Raw genomic sequence first — 22,271 nt, forward strand, 5'->3', positions numbered from 1 at the left:
ATTTAAGGGATTATAAAGTTCTTAATTTATTAATTTCATCTCTAAGCATTGCCGCTTTCTCAAACTCAAGATTTTTAGCTGCTTCTAGCATTTGTTTTCTTAATTCTTTTACTATTTTAGCGCGTTCTTTCGCAGGCATTTTTTCAAGTTCTTTGCCTTTACGATAAATTTCTCCTTGTTCAAGCTCATGTTTTAAACTTTCTTCTATGTTTCTTTTTACTGAGGTTGGTGTGATGTTGTGCTTTTTATTATAAGCTTCTTGTAGGGTTCTTCTTTCATTGGTAGTATCGATAGCTTCTTGCATAGATTTTGTGATTTTTTTAGCAAAAAGCAATACTTTTCCATTGACATTTCTAGCCGCGCGTCCCATCGTTTGAATGAGTGCAGTGGTGCTTCTTAAAAAGCCTTCCTTGTCTGCATCCATAATCGCTATAAGGGAAACTTCAGGTAAATCAAGTCCTTCTCTTAAAAGATTAATCCCGATTAAAATATCAAAAGCGCCACTTCTTAAGCCACGGATGATTTCATTGCGCTCAATTGCATCAATTTCTGAGTGCATGTATTTTACTTTTAAGCCAAGTTCTAAGTAGTATTTACTAAGCTCTTCAGCCATTTTTTTAGTTAAAACGGTTATTAAAACTCTTTCATTACGCTCTATAACTTTTTTAGCTTCATCATATAAAATTTCTACTTGATTTTCACTATCTTTGATTTCTATTTTAGGATCTAAAAGCCCTGTTGGACGCATGATTTGATAAAAAATATTTTCTTTGCTTAATTCTAGTTCTAAAGGTGCAGGTGTGGCTGAAACAAATAAAAATTTACAATTTTTATTAATAAATTCATCAAACATCAAAGGTCTATTATCTAAGGCACTTGGCAAGCGAAAACCATAATCAACCAAAGTTTGCTTTCTGCTTCTATCCCCTGCAAACATTCCGCGAAATTGTGGTAAAGATACATGAGATTCATCTACAATGACTAAAAAATCTTGATTTTTAATGGCAAAATAATCAAAAAGCGTATAAGGTGTATCGCCGCTCTTAAGCCCTGTTAAATGCAAGGCATAATTTTCAACTCCTTTGCACATGCCAGTACTTTGAAGCATTTCAAGGTCAAATTCTACCCTTTGTTTTAGTCTTTGTGCTTCTACGAGTTTATTTTCATTTTCAAAATAAGCAAGGCGTTTATTTAATTCAGCTTTTATACCTTTTATAGCCTCTTTAAGTCTAGCTTCACCTACGCTAAATTGACTAGTTGGATAAAGTATAAATTTTTTTAAGTCTTTACCTTTTTTATTTTCTAAGATATTATAATGATACATCGCCTCAAGTTCATCGCCAAAAAATTCAAGTCTAATAGCTTCATCCTCATAATAAGCTGGATATATATCTACTATATCTCCATTGACTCTAAAATCAGCTCTGTCAAAGAAATTATCATTGCGTTTATAACCCATATCTACAAGTTTTTTTAAAAGTTCTTTTTGATTTATTTGCATATTAAGCTCTAAAATCAAAACCATACCCACATACTCACTTGGATTTCCCAAACCATAATTTGCTGAAACACTAGCTATGCAAATAACATCATCATAACTTAAAAGCGAAGCACTTGCGCTTAGTCTTAATCTTTCTAAGTCTTCATTAGTAGAGCTGTCTTTTTCTATAAAAACATCGGTTCTTGGTATATAAGCCTCGGGTTGATAATAATCATAATAGCTTATAAAATACTCCACATGATTATTTGCAAAAAAGCCTTTAAATTCACTATAAAGTTGCGCGCATAAGCTTTTATTGTGGCTCATGATAAGAGTAGGCATGTTTAAGTTTTTAATGATATTTGCCATAGTGAAAGTTTTTCCACTACCTGTAACACCTAGCAAGGTTTGGTATTTATTGTCTGCTTTAATGCTTTTTACTATACCATCAATAGCTTGCTTTTGATCAGGACTTGGCTTAAATTCGCTAGTAAGTTCAAACATAATTTTTCCTAACTTGTATTTTTACTAATTTTACACAAAATTTTTTCTAAAAATTTAAATTTTAAAACAAAAAGCTATGCAAAATTAAATTTTTTTTTGTTACAATATGTGTTTAAAATACTCTAAAATATAAAATCAATAAAGGCAAAAAATTATGTATGATGAAAGAATAATCAACACAATGACAGATAAAGTAAATGAGCTTTTGGCTAAATATAATGAAGTATGTGAAATAAATGAAAATTTAAGAAATGAATTAGTGAGCGTAAAAGCACAAAATGAAGCTAAAAACAATCAAATTGCGCGTTTGGAAGAAGAGCTTAAAAATAAAAATATTGAAAGTGAAGATGTGATCAAAAAAATAGAGGCAGTTCTTGGCAAACAATAATCAAAGAAAAGTTACAATCAATGTCTATGCAAAAGACTTTGTCGTAACATGCAGTAATGAATTTGCAAATCATCTTGAAGATGAGATTGCTTTAATTTCTGGAGGCACAGGTAAGATAGAACTTGCAAATTTCATTAATGCTTTTGTAAAACTTAGCTACGAAAACTATATCTTAAAAAAAGAACTCAACAAACTTATAAACACTATCGATGAAGAAATACAATAAATGCAAGTAAAAAAAGCTTTTACTTTAGTAGAGCTTATTTTTTGTATGATGATTATTGCTATTCTTAGCACAATTGCTTATCCGTATTTTTCTTTTGGAAAAAATGATGCTAAACTTATCCAAGCAAAAAGTGAGGTAGAGCTCATCAATGCTTCTTTGGCCTTACTCAAAAATCAGTTTTTATTTAAAGAAAGTAAGGATTTTCCAGCCATTTTAGATGAAGCTTTGATAAATAGTGAAAATCAAAAATTATTTTTTTGTGATAGTTTGCAAAATTACAAAAAAACAAATCATTGTACATATAGTGTATTAGATAAGCCAATTGTTTCAAGTAAAAAATCATGGATGAAAATAGCAAATACTCAATATAGATTTTTTATAAATGCTAAAAATTACATAGATTTTTCTTATAATGGTGAAAAAGTTTTTTTAGAATGTGTGAGTTTAAATTGTAAGGATTATGGGTTTTGAATTTTTATCAACTTGCTATAAAAGGATATTATTTAGATACCTTAATTTATGAAAGTGAAGAAGAAATTGAAATTTTAGATGAAGTGATAGTTGATCTTGCAAGGAAAAAAAATCTCAAAGCTATAATTTTACAAAAATGTTCAAAGCCTGATTTTAAAACCCAAGCTATAAAAGAAAAAACAGATTTTAAACTAACGCAATACCAATACGAACTTGCTCAATTTATTGCTTATTATTATGCTAGTAAAATAGCTTTTGTTTTGGGTATGTTTGAAAGCATTAAAGAGTATAAAAATGAAAAAATTCATATAGAAAAAGCACCTAGTTTAAGTAAAAACCAGCAAGAGGCTTTGGAATTTATAAAAACTAAACAAACTAGTTTATTATTTGGCGATACAGGAAGTGGTAAAACTGAAATTTATATTAGCTTGATAAAAGAATATCTAGAGCAAGGAAAGCAAGTTTTGCTTTTAATGCCAGAAATCGCTCTAACTCCGCAAATGCAAAAAAGATTAAAAGTGTATTTTGGCGAGCATTTTTTCTTGTGGCATTCTAAAATTACTAAGAAAAAAAAGCAAGAATACTTGCAAGATTTAACAAATTCAAAAGCTCTTTTAGTGGTGGGAGCTAGATCGGCTTTGTTTTTACCTTTTAAGAATTTGGGTTTGATTATTATTGATGAAGAGCATGATAATTCTTATAAAGCTTCTAATAATCCAAAAATCAATGCAAGAGATTTGGCTTTATTTGTAGCAAAAAAAATGCATATAAAAGTTCTTTTAGGTTCGGCTACTCCAAGTGTTGTAAGTTATTATAAACATCCTTGTTTTAGACTTAAAGGAACCTTTTTTGAAAGCAAAAAGCAGTTTTTATATGATGAGAGCGAGCTTAGTGTTTCATCAAAATTGCTTTTAGAATTAAAAATTAGCTTAAGAAATAAAAAGCAAGCTGTGGTATTTTTACCTACAAGGGCAAATTTTAGACAAATTTTATGCAAAGAATGCGCTAATACCATTAAATGTCCTTTTTGTTCTATTGCTTTGAGTTTACATAAAAATAAAAATGCATTAAAATGTCATTATTGCAATTTTACTAAAGAAATTGATCAAACTTGTCCAACCTGCAATGGAGTTATGCTTGAAGCTAAAAAAATGGGCACAGCAGAGCTTTGTGAGCTTTTAGAAAAAGAATTAGCCGAGTTTAATCCTATCATAAAAAGATTTGATAGTGATGAGATTAGCAGTGTAAAAAAGCTTGATATGATTTTAAAAGATTTTAACCAAGAAAAAATTGATATTTTAGTAGGCACTTCTATGCTTGCTAAAGGGCATGATTATCACAATGTGGATTTGAGTGTGATTTTAGGTCTTGATGAGTATTTATTCAGACCTAATTTTAAAGCTTTGGAAGAGACTTTGGCTCTTGCTATGCAAGTAGCAGGTCGTGCAGGTCGTAAAGGCGAGGGTAGGGTGTTTTTACAAACTAAGAATAGATCTTTTTTTGAAAAATATATACAAGATTATGATAGCTTTTTAAAAGATGAATTAAATTCTAGAAGTGAGCTTTACCCTCCATTTAAAAGACTTTTAAGGCTAATTGTTGAAGATGAGGATAAAAACAAAGCTTTAAATTTATGTGAATTTATAGCTAATAAAGTTCAAGAATTAAAACAAGTGCAATTAGTAGGACATGGTGCTTGTGGCATTGAAATGCTAAATAAGAAATGGCGTTTTTATGTATTATTGCGTGCTAATACTCATCAAGAACTTGTAAAATTTGAGCATTTTGCCTTAAATTTTAAAAATATTACTTGCGATATAGATCCAGTTGATTTTTCTTAAAAAATATATTTATTTATAAATAATTATTATTTTATAATAAAAACAATATTTTATTTTTAATTTTAAATTTATTTTGATAAGAATATACTTTTTTAATTTCTTAAATTTAAAGGAGAGAAAATGAAAAAGTTTAGTTTTCTTACAAACTGTGTACTTTTTGGTGCTTTGCTTAATAATGCTTTAGCTTGTACTACTATTTTAGTACCAAATGAAGCAAGCAAAGATGGCTCTATGTTGGTTGCAAGAAGTGCTGATAGTAAAGCAGATAAAGCACAGATTTTTTTAATCCATCCAAGAGTTGAAAACCAAAAAGGTATTTATAGTACTAAAGCACATCAAGGAATGAATGATTTTACTTACCCTTTACCTGCTAAATCTTTTCAATATAGCACTATAGCTAATTGGCAAAGTAAATTACATGGTGCTACTGGTTTTAATGAAAAGGGTGTTGGGATAAGTGCTACTGAATCAATTTATGCAAAAGATGAGCTTTTAAAATTTGATCCTTATAATGAGAAAAATGGTATTAGTGAAGATGATATTTTAGATGTTTTGCTTCCAAGAATTAAAAGTGCAAAAGAAGGTGTTCTATTATTAGGCGATATTATAGAAAAACAAGGTGCTGCTGAGGGTTTTGGAGTAGCTTTTGTGGATTCTAAAGAAATTTGGTATTTAGAAAGTGCTACAGCACATCAGTGGATGGCTGTAAAAATTCCTAATAATTCGTATTTTGTTAGCGCAAACCAGGGTAGGTTGAAGCAATTAAAATTTAACGATGAAAATACCTTGCATTCTAAAAATTTAATAAATTTTGCCGTCATTCATAAAGCGTATAATCCTAAAGTAGATAAGGATTTTGATTTTTTTAAAGTTTACACAAGAAATGATGATAGAGATTTAACTTATAATTATCCTAGAGTTTGGTGGATACAAAAAATGTTTAATCCATCTTTAAATCAAGATGTAAAAAATGGTGCTAATTTTAATGTGTTTTTAGAACCTGAACAAAAACTTAGTGTGGATGATTTAAAAAAAGCTTTAAGATCGCACTATGATAGAACAAAATATGATCCATACTCAAATTTCAATGAAGATGAAAATATTTATCGTGTTGTGAGTGTGTTTAGAACTTATGAATCTCATATCATGCAAGTTAGACCGTGGCTTCCTAAAGAGATAGGCAGGTTAAATTATGTCGCAATAGGAATGGCCGATTTGAGTGTGTATTTGCCTTATTATTTTGGTAATGATGAATTTATTGCAGGTTATCAACAAGGAACAAATGAAGCTGATGATGAATCAATTTATTGGATTTATCGCAAGTTACAAACTCTTGTAATGAGTGATTATAATAAGTATGCACCTATTGTAAAAAATGCTTATGCTAAATTTGAAAAAGACACATCTTTAAAACAAGAAGCTATGGAAAAAGAATATTTAAGTCTTTATCAAAAAGATAAGAATAAAGCAAAGCAAATTTTAGTTGATTTTTCATTACAAAATCAAAAGGAAGCTAAAAAACTTACCCAAGATTTAACAAATCAAATTTTTACCCTTTTAACAAGAGATACAGATGTAAAATATAAATCTCTTAATAAAAATAAAAAAGATTAATGATATAGCCCATTTTTGGGCTATAATACTCTAAAAATATTTTTAGAGTGATTTTAATGACAAGATATAAAACAAGACAAATAAAAGTAGGCGATGTTTTAATAGGTGGTGATGCACCTATTTCTGTGCAATCCATGCTTTTTACTAAAACAAGAGATATTGAAGGTTGTTTAGAGCAACTTAATAGGCTTTATTTTGCCGGTGCAAATATAGTGCGTTTAGCTTGTTTGGACATGGCAGATGCAAGAGCTTTAAAAGAAATCAAAGCAAAAAGTCCCTTGCCTTTAATAGTGGATATACATTTTAATCATAAGCTAGCAGTTTTTTGTGCTGAATTTATCGATGGGGTGAGAATTAATCCGGGAAATATAGGCTCAAAAGAAAATATAAAAGAAGTGGTGCAAGCTTGTAAACAAAGAAAAATTCCTATTAGAATAGGGGTAAATCATGGCTCTATAGAAAAGCAATTTAGCGATAAATATGGTTATAATATAGAGGCTATGCTTGAGAGCGCTTTATATAATATAAAATTACTAGAAGATTTAGACTTTTTTGACATTAAAATTTCTATGAAAACTTCAGATGTGCAAAATACCATAAAAGCTTATGAAGCTCTAAGACCACTTTGTGATTATCCGTTTCATTTAGGGGTTACTGAAGCAGGAACTAAATTTCATAGTACTGTTAAAAGTTCGATTGCCTTAGGAAATTTGCTTTTAAAAGGTATAGGCGATACAATGAGAGTTTCTATGACAGGGGAGCTTGAAGAAGAGATTAAGGTAGCAAGGGCTATTTTGCAAGATAGTGGAGTGCAAAAGAGTGGAGTAAATATCATCTCATGCCCAACTTGTGGAAGAATTCAAAGCGATTTGATTAAAGCGATTAAGATAGTAGAAGAAAAAACTAAACATATAAAAGAACCATTAAATATAAGTGTTATGGGTTGTGTTGTAAATGCCTTGGGTGAGGCTAAGGGTGCTGATGTGGCTATTGCTTTTGGAAAAAATCAAGGTTTAGTTATAAGACATGGTGAAGTGGTGGCAAAATTAAAAGAAGATGAGCTTGTTGATAGATTTTTACTTGAAGTAGAAGATGAAGTAAAACTTAGAGAAAAAGATTAATTTTTTTCTAAGTAAGTTTTTTGCATATTTTGTAATTTTTTAGAAATTTTTACTTTATAAATACTTGGATTTTGAAGTTTTTTTAGTTTAAAATCCAAACTATCAACACTTTTTTTATGATACTCTTGAATATTTTTCAAGTTAGGAAGCCCATAGATTAATTTTCCATCTTTAAAAATAAGCTCATGTAAATTTTTATATGTATAACCTTGATAATTTTTGATACTCTCATTATGTGTATATAAAATATCAAAACTTGCTTTATTGTTTTTATAATACCTTATGAGTTTTTTAAAATGTGGCAAGGTTGTTTTGCTTGAGCTCGCGCTGATTTTTATTTTAGGGATGATTTGATTGTTTTTTTCTAATGCAACAAGCTTATAAACAGCTCCAAAAATAGGCGAGCTTGCTGAAGTAATAAGCTTTTCTCCAATACCAAAAGCATTGATCGGAGCTTTGTTTTTTAGTAATTTTTCTATGATGAACTCATCTAAGGCATTACTAGCTATGATTTTGCATTTTGTTAAGTTAGCAAGATCTAGTTTTTTTCTAATATATTTAGAGATTTTCAGCAAATCTCCTGAATCAATACGGATGGAATAATTTTGCATAGAATCTTGCGCATTTAACTCATTAAAAACTAAAATAGCATTTTCAATACCTTTTTTATAATCATATGTATCAATCAAAAGACTTATATTATCTTTATAAATTTGACAATATGCTCTAAAAGCACTTAGCTCATCATCAAACATTTGTACCCAAGCATGAGACATAGTTCCGCTAATAGGAATATTAAATTTTTTCCCAGCTAAAGTACAAGCACTTGCATGAAAACCACCTATAAAAGCAGCTCTAGCACCATTTAAAGCTGCGCTTTCTCCATGGGCTCTGCGAGAGCCAAATTCTAAGAGTAATTTTTCTTTTGCAATTTGAGCAATTCTGTTAGCTTTAGTGGCAATTAGACATTGATGATTTAGAGTTAAAAGTATGAAAGTTTCTAATAATAAAGCTTCTATTATAGGTGCTTTGATGATCATTAAAGGTGTATTAGCAAAAATACATTCACCTTCTTTAACACTTAGTATATCTCCACTAAATTTTAAGGTTAAAAGGTAGTTTAAAAAATCATCATCAAATTTTTTAGTATTTTTCAAAAAATCTATGTCATCTTTAGAGAAAGAAAAATGATTAATATGATTTATGATTTGCTCTAATCCACAAAAAATAGCATAAGAAGCACTATCAGGAACTTTTCTAAAAAAAACTTCAAAATAAACAATCTGCTTATGCATATTTTGTTTAAAATAAGCATAAGCCATACTTAGTTCGTAAAAATCACATAATAATGAAGAATTCATATAAGGATTTTTACTTACAAATTAATCCATTTGACGACGCAAGAAAGCAGGAACATCAAGTTGAGAAATCACTTCCTCATCAAACCCACCGCTAGCTTTGCGCAAATTCATATAGCTATTTTTTTTACTTTCTTCTTGTTCTTTAGCACTTTCTATTTCAGCTTTATCTTCAAAACCTGTAGCAATGATAGTTACTTCAACACGATCGCCCATGCTTTCATCAGTAGTTGCACCAAAGATTACTTTTGCATTTTCATCTGCTATATCGCTAATGCTTTGAGTAGCTTGTGAAATTTCTATCAATGAGCATTCAGGTCCAATTTTATAATGGATAATCACGCCCTTAACGCCTTTCATAGTCATACCATCTAATAATGGAGATTCTATAGCACTTGATAATGCGTCCATGATAGCATTTTCACCTTCTCCATGACCCACACCCATTAAAGCTAAACCTCTATGGCTCATAACAGTTCTAACATCTGCAAAGTCAACATTGATATCGCCATCTTCTAAAAGAATAGACACCATACCTCTAACAGCTCTAGCTAAGATATCATCAACTAGTTTAAATGCTTCTTTTATACCTGCTTTTTTTGGAAGTATACTAAGAAGTTTTTCATTTTGGATTACAATGATAGAATCACTTTCTTTTTTTAATTCAGCCAAGCCAGCTTCAGCTAATTTTTTTCTTTGTTTTCCTTCAAAAGCAAAAGGCATAGTTACAACCGAAACAGTTAATGCGCCTACTTCTTTAGCAGCTTGTGCTACAACAGGAGCTGCACCTGTACCAGTTCCACCACCAAGTCCTGCTGAAATGAATACTATATCACTTTGACTTAAAGCTGCTTTTACTTCTTCAAAGCTTTCTCTTGCACTTTCTGCTCCAATTTCTGGTTGCATACCAGCACCTAAACCTTTAGTTTTTTTCTCACCTAGTTGAATTCTAGTTTTTGCTAAAGATTTTGCTATAGCTTGTGCATCAGTATTTGCTGAGATAAGATCAAGATCATGTAAGCCCATATTTACCATATGATCTATCATATTACCGCCACCGCCACCGCAGCCTATGACTTTTATTTTTGCACCTTTTGCGTGTTGCATTTCTTCTACTAGATATTCGCTCATTGTATCTCCTATTAGAACTGGTTTATTAATTTATTCCAAAAATTATGCATAAAACTTGATTTTTTATCTTTTTTGGTTTCAACTTTTGTTAATTCTGTTTTTTCATCTTCAAAATCTCTCTGTTCTTGAAAAATTTCTTCAAAATTTTTATTTTCTTCTTCATGTTCTTCTATGGTGAGATTTTGTTTTATCTGTTTGTTGATAAATTCAGGCTCTCCTTTGTATCTTAGTTTTTCATTAGAATCTAATTCATAAGGAGTAAAATGTCCACCACCATATAAACAAAGACCTATAGCGCAGCTATTTTCTGCATCTTCAAAAATTTCTTTAAAGCCATCCATAGTATCTTTTTTTGCGGTCGCTATTCTAACAGCTTTATTATCAAAATAAGCTGAAGCAAGTTTGTCAAGTCCTGCAAATTTTGTCATTCCACCTGTTAATACTATGCCTGCTCCTGCTTGATTTGCACAAGCATTATCACTTAGCATTTTAGCCAAAATAATAATAGTTTCTTCAATTCTTGCATAAATAACATTAGATATAACTTCTACCGAAACTTCATTTTTTCTTTTTTCATCACCCATATATGGAATTTGTATAATTGAGTTTTCGTTTTGTGCTAAAGATGCATAATTTAATTTTAGTTTTTCTGCTTCTTTTGGTGGGGTATGCAAAGCTATGGATAAATCATTAGTGATATTTACTGAACCAATTTGTAAGCATTCATTATATCGTATAGAATTACCCGCATGAATGACCATATCGCAAACCGCTCCACCCATATCGATTAAAATAGCACCTAATTCTTTTTCACTATCATCAAAGCATGCGATAGAAGAAGCATATCCTGAAAGAACGATATTATCTACTCTAAGATCAGCAAGCTCAACTGCTTTTTTTAGATTTTTAATATGCACTTCTTGTGAGATTACAATATGTGTAGAAACTTCAAGACGATTTCCACTCATTCCCAAAGGATCTTCTACATGCTCAAGATCATTTACTTTAAAATTATAAGGTAATACATGAATGATTTCATATCCACTAGGTATATTTGCGGTATGTTTTGCTGTGCTTACTGCTCTGTGAATTTCTTTAATACCTATTTCATGATTTGGTATATTAACTACACCTATACTGTCTACACTTTTTGCATAAGCACCTGAAATAGATACAATTACTTTATCATAATGCACACCTGACATCATTTGTGCATCGGCTACTGCCTCTTCTATAGATTTTGAAGCAAGCTCTATATTGGTAATTGCTCCTTTTTTTATACCATTTGATTTTGATTTTCCAAAACCAATGATTTTAAGTCCTTCTTCGCTTTTTTGTGCCAAAATAGCACAAGTTTGTATTGAGCCTAAATCAATTCCTAAAATATTCAATTTGTATTTCCTTTATAATAGCGTTGGATTGGATATAATTCTATAAGTTTTTTTAATAATTCTTCCTTAAGTAAAGCTTGTTTAGTTTGTTTGGCACTTTGTTCTATGATAAATTTATAAATTTCTTCTTTATCTTTGTTTTCTAGAGTTTGCTTTGTAATTTCATAAACTATTGCTTTATCATCAAATAAAACATAAGATTTAGCTTTATTTGAGTCAAATACATGCATTAAAAACTCACTAAATTCAGCATCGTTTATCATTTCACCTACTTTTGCTCCTTTGCTTGAGTCGCGACTATAAGTTCCTATATCTATGCCTTGGAAATTATCTAGGGCAAGCTTTGCTTTTTCTTCTAATAAAGTTTTAGTTTTTTCTCTGATGTAAAGTTTGCTCACTTCATTTTTGGCTTGCTTAAAAGTCATAGTCTGTATAGGATTTATTTTTATAAGTTTTGCAATCATATAGCCATTTTCAAATTTAAAAGGCTTAATAAAATCATTTTCTTTAGCTTTTTGTATGTTTTCTAAAGGGTAATAAATATCAGCATCGCTTATTGTGATGTTTTTGTCAAAACTAAGCTCGTTTTTTCTCAAAGCAACATAGCTTTCATTAGCTTTAAGTTTAAGCTTGGAAAGTTTTAAATCTTTTATAACTTTATCTTTGCTTTGTTCTAAGCTTAGAATTTTTCCTGCAAAATCTTTATAGTCATTTTTATTTTCTTCATAGTAAGCTTGAATTTCTTTATCAACAACTGTGATTGTATTAGGATCTAAAAAATAAGTTGCAAGCTCATAGCTTTTTTGTGTTTTATATAGGTTTTTGTTTTTTTCCCAAGTTTGTTTTAGTTCTTTTTCATCAATAGGAATATTTTTATTATCAAGTTTTATTATTTGAATTTTTAAATTATCTTGCATTAAAAAACTTGCACCAAACATATCAAGCTCATTTTGTTTGATTTGTAAATTTAAAATAGCATTGATTTTTTTAAGTAATAATTCATCATGGATAATTTTTTCATAAGCTTTTGGCGTATAGTTGTTTCTTGCAAGTAAATTATAATATAAATCTTTATCAAAAACACCTGAAGCATTATGAAAGATTTTTTGATGCGCTAAATCATAAGCAATTTCTTCTTCGCTTACATTTAAACCTAAAGTTTTAGCATAAGAAAGCAGAAGTTTTTCTTGTATAAGTTCATTGATAGCTTGAGTATCTAAGCCATCTTTTTGTGCTTGTTCTTGTGTATAATTGCCATTGTTTAATTGTGAGTAGTAGTTAAATAATTGAGAATATTTTAGATTAAATTCATCATAGCTTATTTTTTCATCGCCTACTTTTGCAACAGAATTTGATCTATCGGTGTTAAAATCATAACTTCCCCAGCCAACAAAACCTGCTCCAACAAAAGCAATAACACTAATCCAAATAGTAATAACTAAATATTTTTTATGATGCTGCATCCAAGTGAGCATTTTTACCCCAATCCATAATTAATTAAATTAAACCATAAATTATAGGTAATTTGTGATTAATAAAAAATTAATTTTATGATTTTATGATAAATTTGTCTCTGCTAAATGGATAATTTTACAAGAATTCTCGATTAAATCTATTATTTTTCCAAGTTCATAGCTTGTTCTTCCATAAGCAAATATTCCATATCCTTTCACAACGACAAAATTTTGTTTTTGTTCTAACATATAACGATAAATTTCAGTTTGCGATCTATCATCCCAATCCTCATAACTTTTAGGATTGTAAACTCGAATTTCTTCTAAAAAAATTTCTCCAAAATAATCTTGAGGTGTTATGAAATCATGATTTAAACTCATGGATAAGGTATAAGCTGGATAAGCAAAACATACGAATTTAGCTTCAGGTATATTTTCATATATGCTTTTATGTATTTCACTATCGCTGCTTGCTTCATCCCAGCTATAATCTTTTGCAAATTTTAAGATACTTAAATTTTTTTCATCTAATTGATTCAAAAAAGCATTGCTTTTGTTGATAATAAATGAGCCTTGTGAAAGTTTTGCTGAAACAGAACCATGGCAAATTCCAAAAAAATTTTTTTTAAACATTGATGAGGATAGAATTTGAATTTGGGAAATAATATTTTCTTTATTCATTAAAAACCTTGTTTTAAACTTAGCTAAGGTATTATACTAAAAAATATTAAAAGGTATATTTTGCAAAGTCCACATATTCCTGTTTTATTACAAGAAGTTTTAAATACTTTTGATGATTTTGATAGCGGAGATTTTTTAGATTGTACTTTGGGTTATGGAGGGCATTCTAAAGCATTATTGCAAGCTCATGAAAAATTAAGATTGATTGCTTGCGATAAAGATTTAGAGGCTTTAAGTTTTTCCAAAGAGTTTTTAAAAAATTTTCAAGATAGAATAAGTTTTAATCATATAGGTTTTAAAGATATTTTAACTCAAATTTCAACGCAAAACATAAGAGGAATTTTAGCCGATATTGGTGTATCTTCTTTGCAGCTTGATAAAAATGATAGGGGTTTTTCACTAAATTCTGATTTTTTAGATATGAGAATGGATCAAAATAATCCTTTAAGTGCTAAAGAAGTAGTAAATTCTTACAACAAGGAAGCTTTAGAACGAATTTTTAAAGACTATGGAGATCTAGCGCCGGTTGCTTCAATGCTTGCTCAAAAAATTATCAATGCAAGAAGTCAAAAAGAGATTACAAGTGCAAAAGAATTAAGTCAAATTATAGGAAATGCTAAGTTAAAAGGACGCAATGTATCTTTAGCTTTGCTCGTATTTCAAGCTTTGCGTATAGAAGTAAATAATGAACTTGGTGAGTTAAAATCCTTACTTGAAAATATAGAAAAAGCAAAATTAAAAGATTGTAAATTAGCTATTATTAGCTTTCATTCTTTAGAGGATAGAATAGTAAAAAATACTTTTAAAAGATGGGAAAAAGACTGCATTTGTGATGAAAGAGCTATAAAATGCGAATGCGGTAAAGGACATAGTCTTGGTAAAATTTTAAGTAAAAAGGCTATAAGTGCCTCCAAAGAAGAAATAAGTTATAATAGTAGATCAAGTTGTGCAAAAATGAGAATTTTTTATTTTAGGTAAATAATGATTGAAGATGATTTTTTAAAAGAAAAACAAAATATACGCGAAAAAATGTTGAAATATTCTAGGGCTATTAAAGAAGGTAGACCTTATGAAGAGTATGAGCACAATTTCAATGAAAGCGATCGCATATTAAAAAATAGAATACAGCGTAAAAAAAGACCTAAATTTACAGACTTTGATGAAGAATATAAAGAAAAACCTAAAAAGCAATCCGCTATTTATTTAAAAGAAGATTTGATAAATGTTAAATTAGAAGAAAAAAAGCCTTTTAAATTACAACTCAATTTTTTCAAAAAGCAAAAAGAAAAATTTGATAAAAAAAATGATAAAAATCTTAAGCCATCTAAAAATGCTAAAACTTTGCAGGAAGTAAAAAAAGTAGAAAAAATACAACAAGAAAAAAAAGATTCTATTCAAATATCTAAAATTCTTACTCAAAGTAATGTCTTTGTCGCTTCAAAATTTCAAGATTTAAAAGAAAAAAGAAAAGAAAAAGTCAAACTCAAACAAGAATTAAAAGAGCAAAAAAAAATCGAACAAGAAAAAATAAAAAAAGCTCAAGAAGAATTAAAAGAAAAAGAAAAATTAGCTAAGCAAGAGCAAAAAATTTTAGAAGAAAAGGTAAGGCTTGAAGAAAACCAAGAATATAATCAAGAAGATAAATACGAACTTTTAGATAGCATAGTAAGTGAGGAAAATAAAAATTTAACCCCTAAAAATTTATTATATGCAGGTTTGATGATAGCATTTGCTTTATTGATATTTTTCCCACAAATTTATATTAGAAATCAAATTTATTATGTAAGTAGAGAAATAGCAGATTTAAGATCGCAAGAATTAGTTTTAGATGAAGAAAACAAAGAACTTCAAAGACAGCTTGAAGCATTGTATTTTCAAAATCAAGTTTTAGACTTTTTAGATTAATCTTGTGTTTGAATGATTTTCTCCAAAACATATTGTTCAAGTTGATTTTTTGGAATTTCTTCTTTAATAGCTTGATTATAAATATTTTCTGCTATTTTTGAATATTTTTCATAAGCAAAATATGGAAAATGTAAAGTCCAAGCTTTTTTCAATAATCTTTTGCTTATTACTTTTCTAGTATAAATTTTAAAAATATCATAGCCAACAAAAACACAAGCGGTAACAAAAATAGCACTTAAGATACTAATATGAAAATCAATAATTGTTAAAAAATAATGGCTGATGATAAGCATAGGAACTAAAATGGCTATACAAAAAAGGGTATATATAAGATAAGAATTAAATACCTTAAATTTAAAATTTAATTTCGCAGGATCTATCATCATACCTTCATTTAACAAGGCATTTGCTTCTAATAAATCTTTTAAATTAACAGGTTGATTTGAAACTTTAAAAATAAAGTTTAAAATAAATTCTTGTATTTTCATTGTTTTACCTAGTAAGTATGTGATTTTTGTGATTTTAGCATTTTTGTTTTTAAATAAGATAAATTTTAAGTCTTGTAAATGAAATCTTGTGTTAAAATTTACATTATTTTTGCATATTAAAGAAAGAAAAAGATGGCAGATTCTAGATTTATGATGAATGTAAAAGGCATAGCTAAAAGTTTTATACCTAGAAAAATTTATCAAAATCAATTACAAAATATTTTCAAAGAGCTTTTAAAATCAAAAAATATAGATAATATTATTACTCGCTTAAATTATTACAATTTGCAAAATGATTTTTTTGATATAAAAAATTTTCAAAATTATGAAAAAATAGGAAAATTTCCCTTTAAAAAAACTTCCTATGCTTATGATGCTTATGCGATTAGTAAGTATTTTAATGATGATTTTTTATGGATTAAAGGTTTTGGAGATATTAGTTATAATCTTAAATATCCAAGCATAGCTAAATCAAGACCAGTTAAAAACGGCTTTAATAATATCATTTTAAAATTAGACAAAAATAGACATTTTGATTTTATACAAGATAAAAACCAATTTGAAGATAAAAAAGACTCACTCTTTTTTAGAGGTGCAATTTATCAACCTCATCGTATTAAATTTTTTGAAAAATATTTTGATAATCCTCGTTGCGATATTGCTCATGTTGGCGGTAGAAAAATTCAAGCTGAAAAATGGATTAAAAATTTAAATTTTAAAATTAGCAGAGCCTATCAAACCCAGTTTAAATTTTTACTTTCATTGGAAGGTAATGATGTAGCAAGCAACTTAAAGTGGGCGATGAAAACAAATTCTTTAGTTTTAGCCCCAAAAATGCATTATGAAACTTGGTTTATGGAAGGAAAGTTAGTTCCAAATGAGCATTTTGCTTTGATTGATGATGATTATGAAAATGTAGAAGCTTTGCTTGATTATTATTTAGCTAATCCACATAGAGCAAAAGAAATCATACAAAATGCTCATGCTTATATAGAGCAATTTTTAGATGAAAAGATAGAATTTTATATAGGAATTTTAGTTTTAGCTAAGTATTTTTATTATTCTAATCAGCTTGATTTACCAAAAGATATTATTGATTTATTTGATTAAAAGGAGAGTTTATGCAAGAGATGGAAATAGTATTTTTAAATGATGAATTTATAAAAGCTAGCGAAGCTAAAGTGAGTATTTTTGATAGAGGTTTTATCTTTGGAGATGGAATTTATGAAGTAGTTCCTGTGGTAAATGCAAAAATAGCTGATAAAGAAGAATTTTGGGAGCGTTTTGAGCGTAGTTTAGCCCAAATTGATCTACAAATTCCTTATACAAAAGAAGAATTTGAAAATATTTTAAAACAATTAATCATTAAAAATTCTCTCAAAGAAGGCGGGCTTTATATGCAAATTACTAGAGGGGTTGCTAGTAGAAATTTTGCTCTTTTAAAAGGTTTAAAACCTACTATTATGGCCTTTGCTTTTGAATGCAAGGTGATTGAGCATGAGTTTGCTAAAAATGGGGTGAGTGTTATTTCAACAGCTGATTTAAGGTGGAAAAGAAGGGATATAAAATCAATTTCTTTATTAGCTCAATGTCTTGCAAAAGAAGAAGCTGTTAAAGCTAAGGTTTTTGAAGCTTTTATGGTAGAAAATGCTTTAGTTACGGAAGCTTCTAGTAGTTCAGCTTTTATTATAAAAGATAAAACTTTAATCACTAAGCCATTTTCTAATGAAATCTTACCAGGAATTCGCCGTAAAAATATCTTAAAATTTGCAAAAGAACTTGATCTTAAAGTAGATCAAAGAGCTTTTAGTATGAAAGAAGTGTATGAGGCTGATGAGGTGTTTATTTCCGCAGCTACTTTTTTGATTTTAGGTGTTATAAAAGCAGATAGTAAGGTAATTAATGATGGTAAGGTGGGCTTTTATACCCAAAAACTAAGAGAAAAATATGTAGAAAAAATTCAAAAAGAGGTTTTTTAATCAAAACCCGCATTAGTAAATTCTTTAGGATTATCTAGAGCGTAGCGAAACTTTTCCCAGTCTATTTGTTTATCCCAAATAGCTACGATTAAAGCTGCTACGCTATTACCACATAAATTTCCCACAGCACGAATTTCAGACATAAATTTATCCACGCCCAAAAGTATAGAAATGGCAGCCACAGGTAAAACCTCGCCCAAACTTGCTCCTAAGCCATTGTTAGCTTCTGCAATGTGCATATTAGATAAAGCCGCAAGTGTACTTCCTAGTATAATAAAACCTGATCCAGTCACACCAACAGCACCTTTTGAGGCTATCATAAGCACTATTAAAATGCTAATTTCATGAGTTAAAGAAAGTTCTACATTAAAAGCTTGAGCAAGGAAAATTAAACTCATAGCCAAATAAATATTAGTACAATCAAGATTAAAACTATATCCAGTTGGTAATACCAAGCCCACAGTGGCTTTTGAAATTCCTGCTTTTTCAAGTTTTCTCATAAGCGGAGCTAATGCTGATTCGCTAGAACTCGTGGCAAAAACTATTAAAACTTCTCTTGAGATAAAACGCATAAATTTAAAAATATTGACTTTAGCAATAAAACAAATAAGCCCTAAAACTCCAAAGATAAAAAGCAAAGAAGCAAGCAACATAACAATAAGCAAATAACCCAAATTTAATAAAGAATCAAGTCCATATTTTGCCACTAAAAAAGCCATCGCAGAAAAAGCGGCGATGGGAGAAAAATACATAATGATTTCTAAGATTTTAAAAACAAAACTTTGCATAATTTCTAAGGTTTTTTGTATAGCTTTTCTCTCATCAATTCTCATAAGTGAAATAATAAAAGCACAAGCTAGGGCTATAACTAAGATTTGCAAAGTTTTTCCCTCGCTAAAAGCAGCTATGATATCAGTAGGTATAGCGTCTTTTAAAATATGCAAAATTTCATTTTGCGCACTTATTTCTATATTTTTATTAACAAATTGAGCCACACTTTCTTGATCTAGAGTGCTTGGATCAAGGTTCATTCCTTTACCAGGTCCCATAATGTTTGCCATAAAAATGCCAATAGCTAAAGCAAAAGTGCTTACTATTTCAAAATAAAGCAAAGCTTTAGCTCCTATGCTTCCAACTTGTTTTAAGCTTTCAAGACTAATAACACCTAAAACAATAGTTAAAAATATAATAGGACCTATGAGAATTTTTAAAGCTTGTATAAAATAATCTACACCGATTTTACTAGCTAATGCAAATTCCTTATCTAATAAGCCAAGGCAAATGCCAGCTATAATTCCTATAATCACCCAAAAACCTAAATTTTTTAACATTTTTTTGAGCTTGCTTGGTTTTTCATGAGCAATAACTAGCATAAAAAACTCCTTGTAATTTTAAAAAACGATACATATTAGCAAAGAAAAACTTATTTTTATTGTTAAAATAAATAAAAAATAAATATAAAAGCTAAAAATAATAATTTTTTATCTTATTTTGTAGATAAAAGTAGCATTTTGTAGTATTTTTGTATGATTTATTATGAAATAAATAATGATAATGTTTATCTAAATTTAAGAAAGCTAGTACTATACTTGTGACTATGATTTTAAAAATGAATATCATTTCGGAGTAAAATAGTGTTTAAAAAAATAAGTTTATTAATGATTTTTTTATTTTGTTCTTTAACACTTGCTAGGGATATTGATTATCAAAAAGAAAGTCAAAATATTAAGCAAATTTTGAATGAAAGCATGGTGTTATATAAAGATAATAAAAATTTAGAAGCTAAGAAAAATGCTGAAGATGCATATTTTCAGCATTTTGAAACCATGGAAGGCTCTATTGGTCGTAATGTCGGCAGAAAAGTCATTGTGATGGAGCGTAAATTTATTAATTTAAGAAAAATGTATAAAGATAAAGAAGATATTTCTAAGATAGAAGCTTTAATTAGTAGCTTGTATTTTGATTTAGATGAAGTCGTTCCTATATTAGAAAAAGGATTTCAATTAAAAGCTGAAGCTAGTGATATAAATTATGATAAAAAAGCAGCTGAAAGCTCATCTTTAAAAGCAGAAAAAGAGCGTCAAGCGCAAGCTGAAGCTATGTTTGCATCTTTACTTGGAGAGGATGTTAAAGGACAAACATCGTCAAATTTGACTCAAAATTCAACTACTCAAGAGCAAAATATCCAAAAAGATGAAACATTATTAGCCTTACAAGAAGCTTCAGCTATGGATACAAGATTGCAATTTTTAATGGATTCAATGATTTCAAAACTTGATCAAGCAGCATTGGCTTTTGTAAATAAAGATTACCAAAAAGCTAAAGATTTAATCCAGTCAGCATTATTCGAAGATTATAGAAATTCAAAGGTAGAAGTTTTAGTAGCAAGATACACAAAAGCGGGTATGGATAAAAAAATTCAAACAAAACTTAGAACTATAATAAGAAAAATCAACAATAACACTTTGGATGAAAAAGCTATAAGAGATGAAATTTCAGACATATCAGATTTATTATATGAAGCATTCCTAGCTTTACCCAAAGAAGAATTAGCTTTACTTCAGGTTAAAGGCTTTGATGAAAGTGTTATGAGTACTAAAAACTATACTAAAGTATATGATGATATAAAAATTGCACTTAATAATATTTTACAAAATTATGATGGTTTTAATTTAAATAGCATAGATGCTTTACAAAATGTTTATTTGGATATTTTTGAAGCAAGTGGTATGGAAAGTAAAATTGGTGCTATTGATAGTGCTTTAAAATTAAAAATAGAAAGTTATTTTTCAAAAGGTGTTGCACTTATTAAAGCAAGTGCTTCTAAAGAAGAATTAAAACAGAATTTTGATGAGCTTGGTACATTAATTGAAAATTCTTTGGATAAAATTCAAGAATCTTCACCTATGTCTTTATTTATATGGGCTTTGGGTATTATCTTAAGAGAAGGTTTAGAGGCTTTAATCATTGTTGTAGCCATAGTTTCATATTTAGTTCAAAGTGGCAATAAAAAGCGTTTAAGTATAGTATATTCAGCACTTTGGAGTGGAGTATTTTTAAGTTTTGTAACTGCATTTTTTATTTCATGGATTTTTAAAGAACAAGCAGGGCAAAGTAGAGAATTTTTAGAGGGCATTACTATGCTTGTGGCTGTTGTATTACTATTTTATGTCGGTTTTTGGCTTTTATCAAATGCGCAAAATAAAAAATGGGCAAATTATGTAAAAACTCAAGCAGTTGAAGCTATCTCAAATAATTCAGCAAAAACTTTATGGTTTAGTGTGTTTTTAGCTGTATACAGAGAAGGTGCTGAAACTATTCTTTTTTATCAAGCTTTATTATTTGATGCAAAAACAAGCACAGATTATAGTTTTATATTTATAGGATTAGCTAGTGGATTAATTATACTTATAATACTTTATTATTTATTAAAAGCTGGTGCTTTAAAAATACCAGTAAAACAATTTTTCTATATAACTTCATACATTATTTTTTATATGGTCTTTGTCTTTACAGGCAAAGGCATTGGTGAGCTCATAGAAGCCAAGGTTATTACACCAAGCTTACTTCCTTTTGATTTTGAAGGAATTTTATGGCTTGGAATTTATCCTTACTATGAGAGCATCATACCTCAGTTTATGGTTTTAATCTTACTCATTATGGGTATTTTTATAACAAAGCAAATTTCAAATAAAAGGGAAAAAATATGAAAAAAACTTTATTAAGTTTGGGTGCAGCAGCTAGTATTTTAGCTAGTTCAGTTTTTGCAGCAGAGGTGCCAATTGGCGATCCTTATGAATTAAATGGTATGGAAATAGCAGCAGTTTATTTACAGCCAATCGAAATGGAGCCAAGAGGGATTGATCTTGCAGCAAGTTTAGCAGATATTCACCTTGAAGCAGATATTCATGCATTAAAGGGCAATAAAAATGGCTTTCCAGAAGGTTTTTGGATTCCTTATTTAACTATAGCTTATAAGCTAACTAATCTTGATAATGGTAAAGTAAAAACAGGAACTCTTATGCCTATGGTAGCAGATGATGGTCCTCACTATGGTGCAAATTTAAAAATGGATACAGGTATTGGAAATTACGAGTTAGTATTTTTAATAGAAAGCCCAGAAAAACAAGGTTTTGGACGCCATGTTGATAAAGAAACGGGTGTTGGTAAATGGTTTGAGCCATTTTCAGTTAAATACAACTTTAAATACACAGGAAAACCTAAGTGATTTTTTCCCTA

General features: G+C 29.1%; 20 protein-coding genes. 12 read left to right on the plus strand and 8 right to left on the minus strand.

Annotated features, from left to right (window positions below):
* Positions 1 to 10 precede the first annotated feature (10 nt).
* Complete coding sequence (gene uvrB, locus L8X27_RS04385) at positions 11 to 1,984, minus strand: excinuclease ABC subunit UvrB (RefSeq protein WP_263681082.1); 1,974 nt, start codon at positions 1,982 to 1,984, stop codon at positions 11 to 13.
* Positions 1,985 to 2,138: 154 nt separating this feature from the next.
* Here uvrB and L8X27_RS04390 point away from each other — a divergent pair, with 154 nt between their 5' ends.
* The 6 genes from L8X27_RS04390 (at position 2,139) to ispG (ending at position 7,645) form a co-directional block, all read left to right on the plus strand.
* Positions 2,139 to 2,372 (plus strand): hypothetical protein, encoded by a 234-nt coding sequence (locus L8X27_RS04390; RefSeq protein ID WP_012661890.1) that lies wholly within the window; start codon positions 2,139 to 2,141, stop codon positions 2,370 to 2,372.
* Positions 2,359 to 2,598, plus strand: a complete 240-nt coding sequence (locus L8X27_RS04395) for a hypothetical protein (RefSeq protein WP_133319896.1) — start codon at positions 2,359 to 2,361, stop codon at positions 2,596 to 2,598. The genes L8X27_RS04390 and L8X27_RS04395 overlap by 14 nt, the downstream gene beginning before the upstream one ends.
* Positions 2,599 to 3,069, plus strand: coding sequence for a type II secretion system protein (locus L8X27_RS04400; protein WP_133319897.1), 471 nt, complete (start codon positions 2,599 to 2,601; stop codon positions 3,067 to 3,069).
* A complete protein-coding gene (locus tag L8X27_RS04405; RefSeq protein WP_263681083.1) occupies positions 3,066 to 4,910 on the plus strand; it encodes a primosomal protein N' in 1,845 nt (614 codons plus the stop codon). Before L8X27_RS04400 ends, L8X27_RS04405 begins: the two co-directional genes overlap by 4 nt.
* A gap of 120 nt (positions 4,911 to 5,030) precedes the next feature.
* Positions 5,031 to 6,524 (plus strand): C69 family dipeptidase, encoded by a 1,494-nt coding sequence (locus L8X27_RS04410; RefSeq protein ID WP_133319899.1) that lies wholly within the window; start codon positions 5,031 to 5,033, stop codon positions 6,522 to 6,524.
* 56 nt (positions 6,525 to 6,580) lie between these two features.
* Positions 6,581 to 7,645 carry a flavodoxin-dependent (E)-4-hydroxy-3-methylbut-2-enyl-diphosphate synthase gene (ispG, locus tag L8X27_RS04415; RefSeq protein ID WP_250322407.1) on the plus strand — a complete coding sequence of 355 codons (1,065 nt, stop codon included), beginning with the start codon at positions 6,581 to 6,583 and terminating at the stop codon, positions 7,643 to 7,645.
* Here the strand turns inward: ispG and L8X27_RS04420 are convergent.
* The 5 genes from L8X27_RS04420 to L8X27_RS04440 all read right to left on the minus strand — a co-directional run bounded on the left by L8X27_RS04420 (position 7,642) and on the right by L8X27_RS04440 (position 13,660).
* Positions 7,642 to 9,006, minus strand: a complete 1,365-nt coding sequence (locus tag L8X27_RS04420; protein WP_263671182.1) for a nicotinate phosphoribosyltransferase — start codon at positions 9,004 to 9,006, stop codon at positions 7,642 to 7,644. The genes ispG and L8X27_RS04420 overlap by 4 nt on opposite strands.
* Positions 9,007 to 9,027: 21 nt before the next feature.
* Complete coding sequence (ftsZ, locus tag L8X27_RS04425) at positions 9,028 to 10,134, minus strand: cell division protein FtsZ (protein WP_039626779.1); 1,107 nt, start codon at positions 10,132 to 10,134, stop codon at positions 9,028 to 9,030.
* Between the two features lie 11 nt (positions 10,135 to 10,145).
* On the minus strand, positions 10,146 to 11,525 hold the full coding sequence (gene ftsA, locus L8X27_RS04430; RefSeq protein ID WP_220566695.1) for a cell division protein FtsA: 1,380 nt from the start codon (positions 11,523 to 11,525) through the stop codon (positions 10,146 to 10,148).
* Positions 11,522 to 13,000, minus strand: a complete 1,479-nt coding sequence (locus tag L8X27_RS04435) for a peptidylprolyl isomerase (protein WP_263662650.1) — start codon at positions 12,998 to 13,000, stop codon at positions 11,522 to 11,524. The genes ftsA and L8X27_RS04435 overlap by 4 nt, the downstream gene beginning before the upstream one ends.
* 81 nt (positions 13,001 to 13,081) lie before the next feature.
* The gene (locus L8X27_RS04440) at positions 13,082 to 13,660 is read right to left on the minus strand and encodes a class II aldolase and adducin N-terminal domain-containing protein (RefSeq protein ID WP_263659740.1); all 579 of its coding nucleotides are present in this window, start codon (positions 13,658 to 13,660) and stop codon (positions 13,082 to 13,084) included.
* A 60-nt stretch (positions 13,661 to 13,720) separates the two neighbouring features.
* Between L8X27_RS04440 and rsmH the strand changes: the two genes are divergently transcribed.
* Entirely contained in the window at positions 13,721 to 14,638 is a 918-nt protein-coding gene (gene rsmH / locus L8X27_RS04445; RefSeq protein ID WP_133319904.1) for a 16S rRNA (cytosine(1402)-N(4))-methyltransferase RsmH, read from the plus strand.
* A 3-nt stretch (positions 14,639 to 14,641) separates the two neighbouring features.
* Entirely contained in the window at positions 14,642 to 15,565 is a 924-nt protein-coding gene (locus L8X27_RS04450) for a hypothetical protein (RefSeq protein WP_263671183.1), read from the plus strand.
* On the opposite strand, the gene L8X27_RS04455 is transcribed toward L8X27_RS04450, so the two are convergent.
* Entirely contained in the window at positions 15,562 to 16,053 is a 492-nt protein-coding gene (locus L8X27_RS04455; protein ID WP_133319905.1) for a hypothetical protein, read from the minus strand. The two genes, L8X27_RS04450 and L8X27_RS04455, sit on opposite strands and share 4 nt — an antisense overlap.
* Positions 16,054 to 16,185: 132 nt before the next feature.
* Between L8X27_RS04455 and L8X27_RS04460 the strand changes: the two genes are divergently transcribed.
* On the plus strand, positions 16,186 to 17,163 hold the full coding sequence (locus L8X27_RS04460) for a glycosyl transferase family 90 (RefSeq protein WP_263671184.1): 978 nt from the start codon (positions 16,186 to 16,188) through the stop codon (positions 17,161 to 17,163).
* An 11-nt stretch (positions 17,164 to 17,174) separates the two neighbouring features.
* Positions 17,175 to 18,032 (plus strand): D-amino acid aminotransferase, encoded by an 858-nt coding sequence (locus L8X27_RS04465; RefSeq protein WP_263671185.1) that lies wholly within the window; start codon positions 17,175 to 17,177, stop codon positions 18,030 to 18,032.
* On the opposite strand, the gene L8X27_RS04470 is transcribed toward L8X27_RS04465, so the two are convergent.
* Positions 18,029 to 19,405, minus strand: a complete 1,377-nt coding sequence (locus tag L8X27_RS04470) for a cation:dicarboxylate symporter family transporter (protein ID WP_263671186.1) — start codon at positions 19,403 to 19,405, stop codon at positions 18,029 to 18,031. The two genes, L8X27_RS04465 and L8X27_RS04470, sit on opposite strands and share 4 nt — an antisense overlap.
* 285 nt (positions 19,406 to 19,690) lie before the next feature.
* Between L8X27_RS04470 and L8X27_RS04475 the strand changes: the two genes are divergently transcribed.
* Both L8X27_RS04475 and L8X27_RS04480 read left to right on the plus strand, forming a co-directional pair.
* Positions 19,691 to 21,742: an FTR1 family iron permease gene (locus L8X27_RS04475; protein ID WP_263671187.1), complete on the plus strand. Its 2,052-nt coding sequence runs from the start codon at positions 19,691 to 19,693 to the stop codon at positions 21,740 to 21,742.
* On the plus strand, positions 21,739 to 22,260 hold the full coding sequence (locus L8X27_RS04480; protein WP_012661874.1) for a ferrirhodotorulic acid transporter, periplasmic binding protein: 522 nt from the start codon (positions 21,739 to 21,741) through the stop codon (positions 22,258 to 22,260). Before L8X27_RS04475 ends, L8X27_RS04480 begins: the two co-directional genes overlap by 4 nt.
* Positions 22,261 to 22,271 lie beyond the last annotated feature (11 nt).

The organism is Campylobacter sp. CNRCH_2015_1657 (assembly GCF_025772685.1).
GTDB classification, from domain to species: domain Bacteria; phylum Campylobacterota; class Campylobacteria; order Campylobacterales; family Campylobacteraceae; genus Campylobacter_D; species Campylobacter_D lari_D.

Bases quoted from the DNA above. Each gene is read 5' to 3' on its own strand.
- L8X27_RS04470 (WP_263671186.1), bottom strand. From the start codon at position 19,405: ATGCTAGTTATTGCTCATGAAAAACCAAGCAAGCTCAAAAAAATGTTA.
- L8X27_RS04465 (WP_263671185.1), top strand. From the start codon at position 17,175: ATGCAAGAGATGGAAATAGTATTTTTAAATGATGAATTTATAAAAGCT.
- L8X27_RS04475 (WP_263671187.1), top strand. From the start codon at position 19,691: ATGATTTTTTTATTTTGTTCTTTAACACTTGCTAGGGATATTGATTAT.
- ftsZ (WP_039626779.1), bottom strand. From the start codon at position 10,134: ATGAGCGAATATCTAGTAGAAGAAATGCAACACGCAAAAGGTGCAAAA.
- L8X27_RS04420 (WP_263671182.1), bottom strand. From the start codon at position 9,006: ATGAATTCTTCATTATTATGTGATTTTTACGAACTAAGTATGGCTTAT.
- L8X27_RS04390 (WP_012661890.1), top strand. From the start codon at position 2,139: ATGTATGATGAAAGAATAATCAACACAATGACAGATAAAGTAAATGAG.
- uvrB (WP_263681082.1), bottom strand. From the start codon at position 1,984: ATGTTTGAACTTACTAGCGAATTTAAGCCAAGTCCTGATCAAAAGCAA.
- L8X27_RS04410 (WP_133319899.1), top strand. From the start codon at position 5,031: ATGAAAAAGTTTAGTTTTCTTACAAACTGTGTACTTTTTGGTGCTTTG.
- L8X27_RS04440 (WP_263659740.1), bottom strand. From the start codon at position 13,660: ATGAATAAAGAAAATATTATTTCCCAAATTCAAATTCTATCCTCATCA.
- L8X27_RS04460 (WP_263671184.1), top strand. From the start codon at position 16,186: ATGGCAGATTCTAGATTTATGATGAATGTAAAAGGCATAGCTAAAAGT.
- L8X27_RS04435 (WP_263662650.1), bottom strand. From the start codon at position 13,000: ATGCTCACTTGGATGCAGCATCATAAAAAATATTTAGTTATTACTATT.
- L8X27_RS04450 (WP_263671183.1), top strand. From the start codon at position 14,642: ATGATTGAAGATGATTTTTTAAAAGAAAAACAAAATATACGCGAAAAA.
- L8X27_RS04480 (WP_012661874.1), top strand. From the start codon at position 21,739: ATGAAAAAAACTTTATTAAGTTTGGGTGCAGCAGCTAGTATTTTAGCT.
- ispG (WP_250322407.1), top strand. From the start codon at position 6,581: ATGACAAGATATAAAACAAGACAAATAAAAGTAGGCGATGTTTTAATA.
- L8X27_RS04455 (WP_133319905.1), bottom strand. From the start codon at position 16,053: ATGAAAATACAAGAATTTATTTTAAACTTTATTTTTAAAGTTTCAAAT.
- L8X27_RS04400 (WP_133319897.1), top strand. From the start codon at position 2,599: ATGCAAGTAAAAAAAGCTTTTACTTTAGTAGAGCTTATTTTTTGTATG.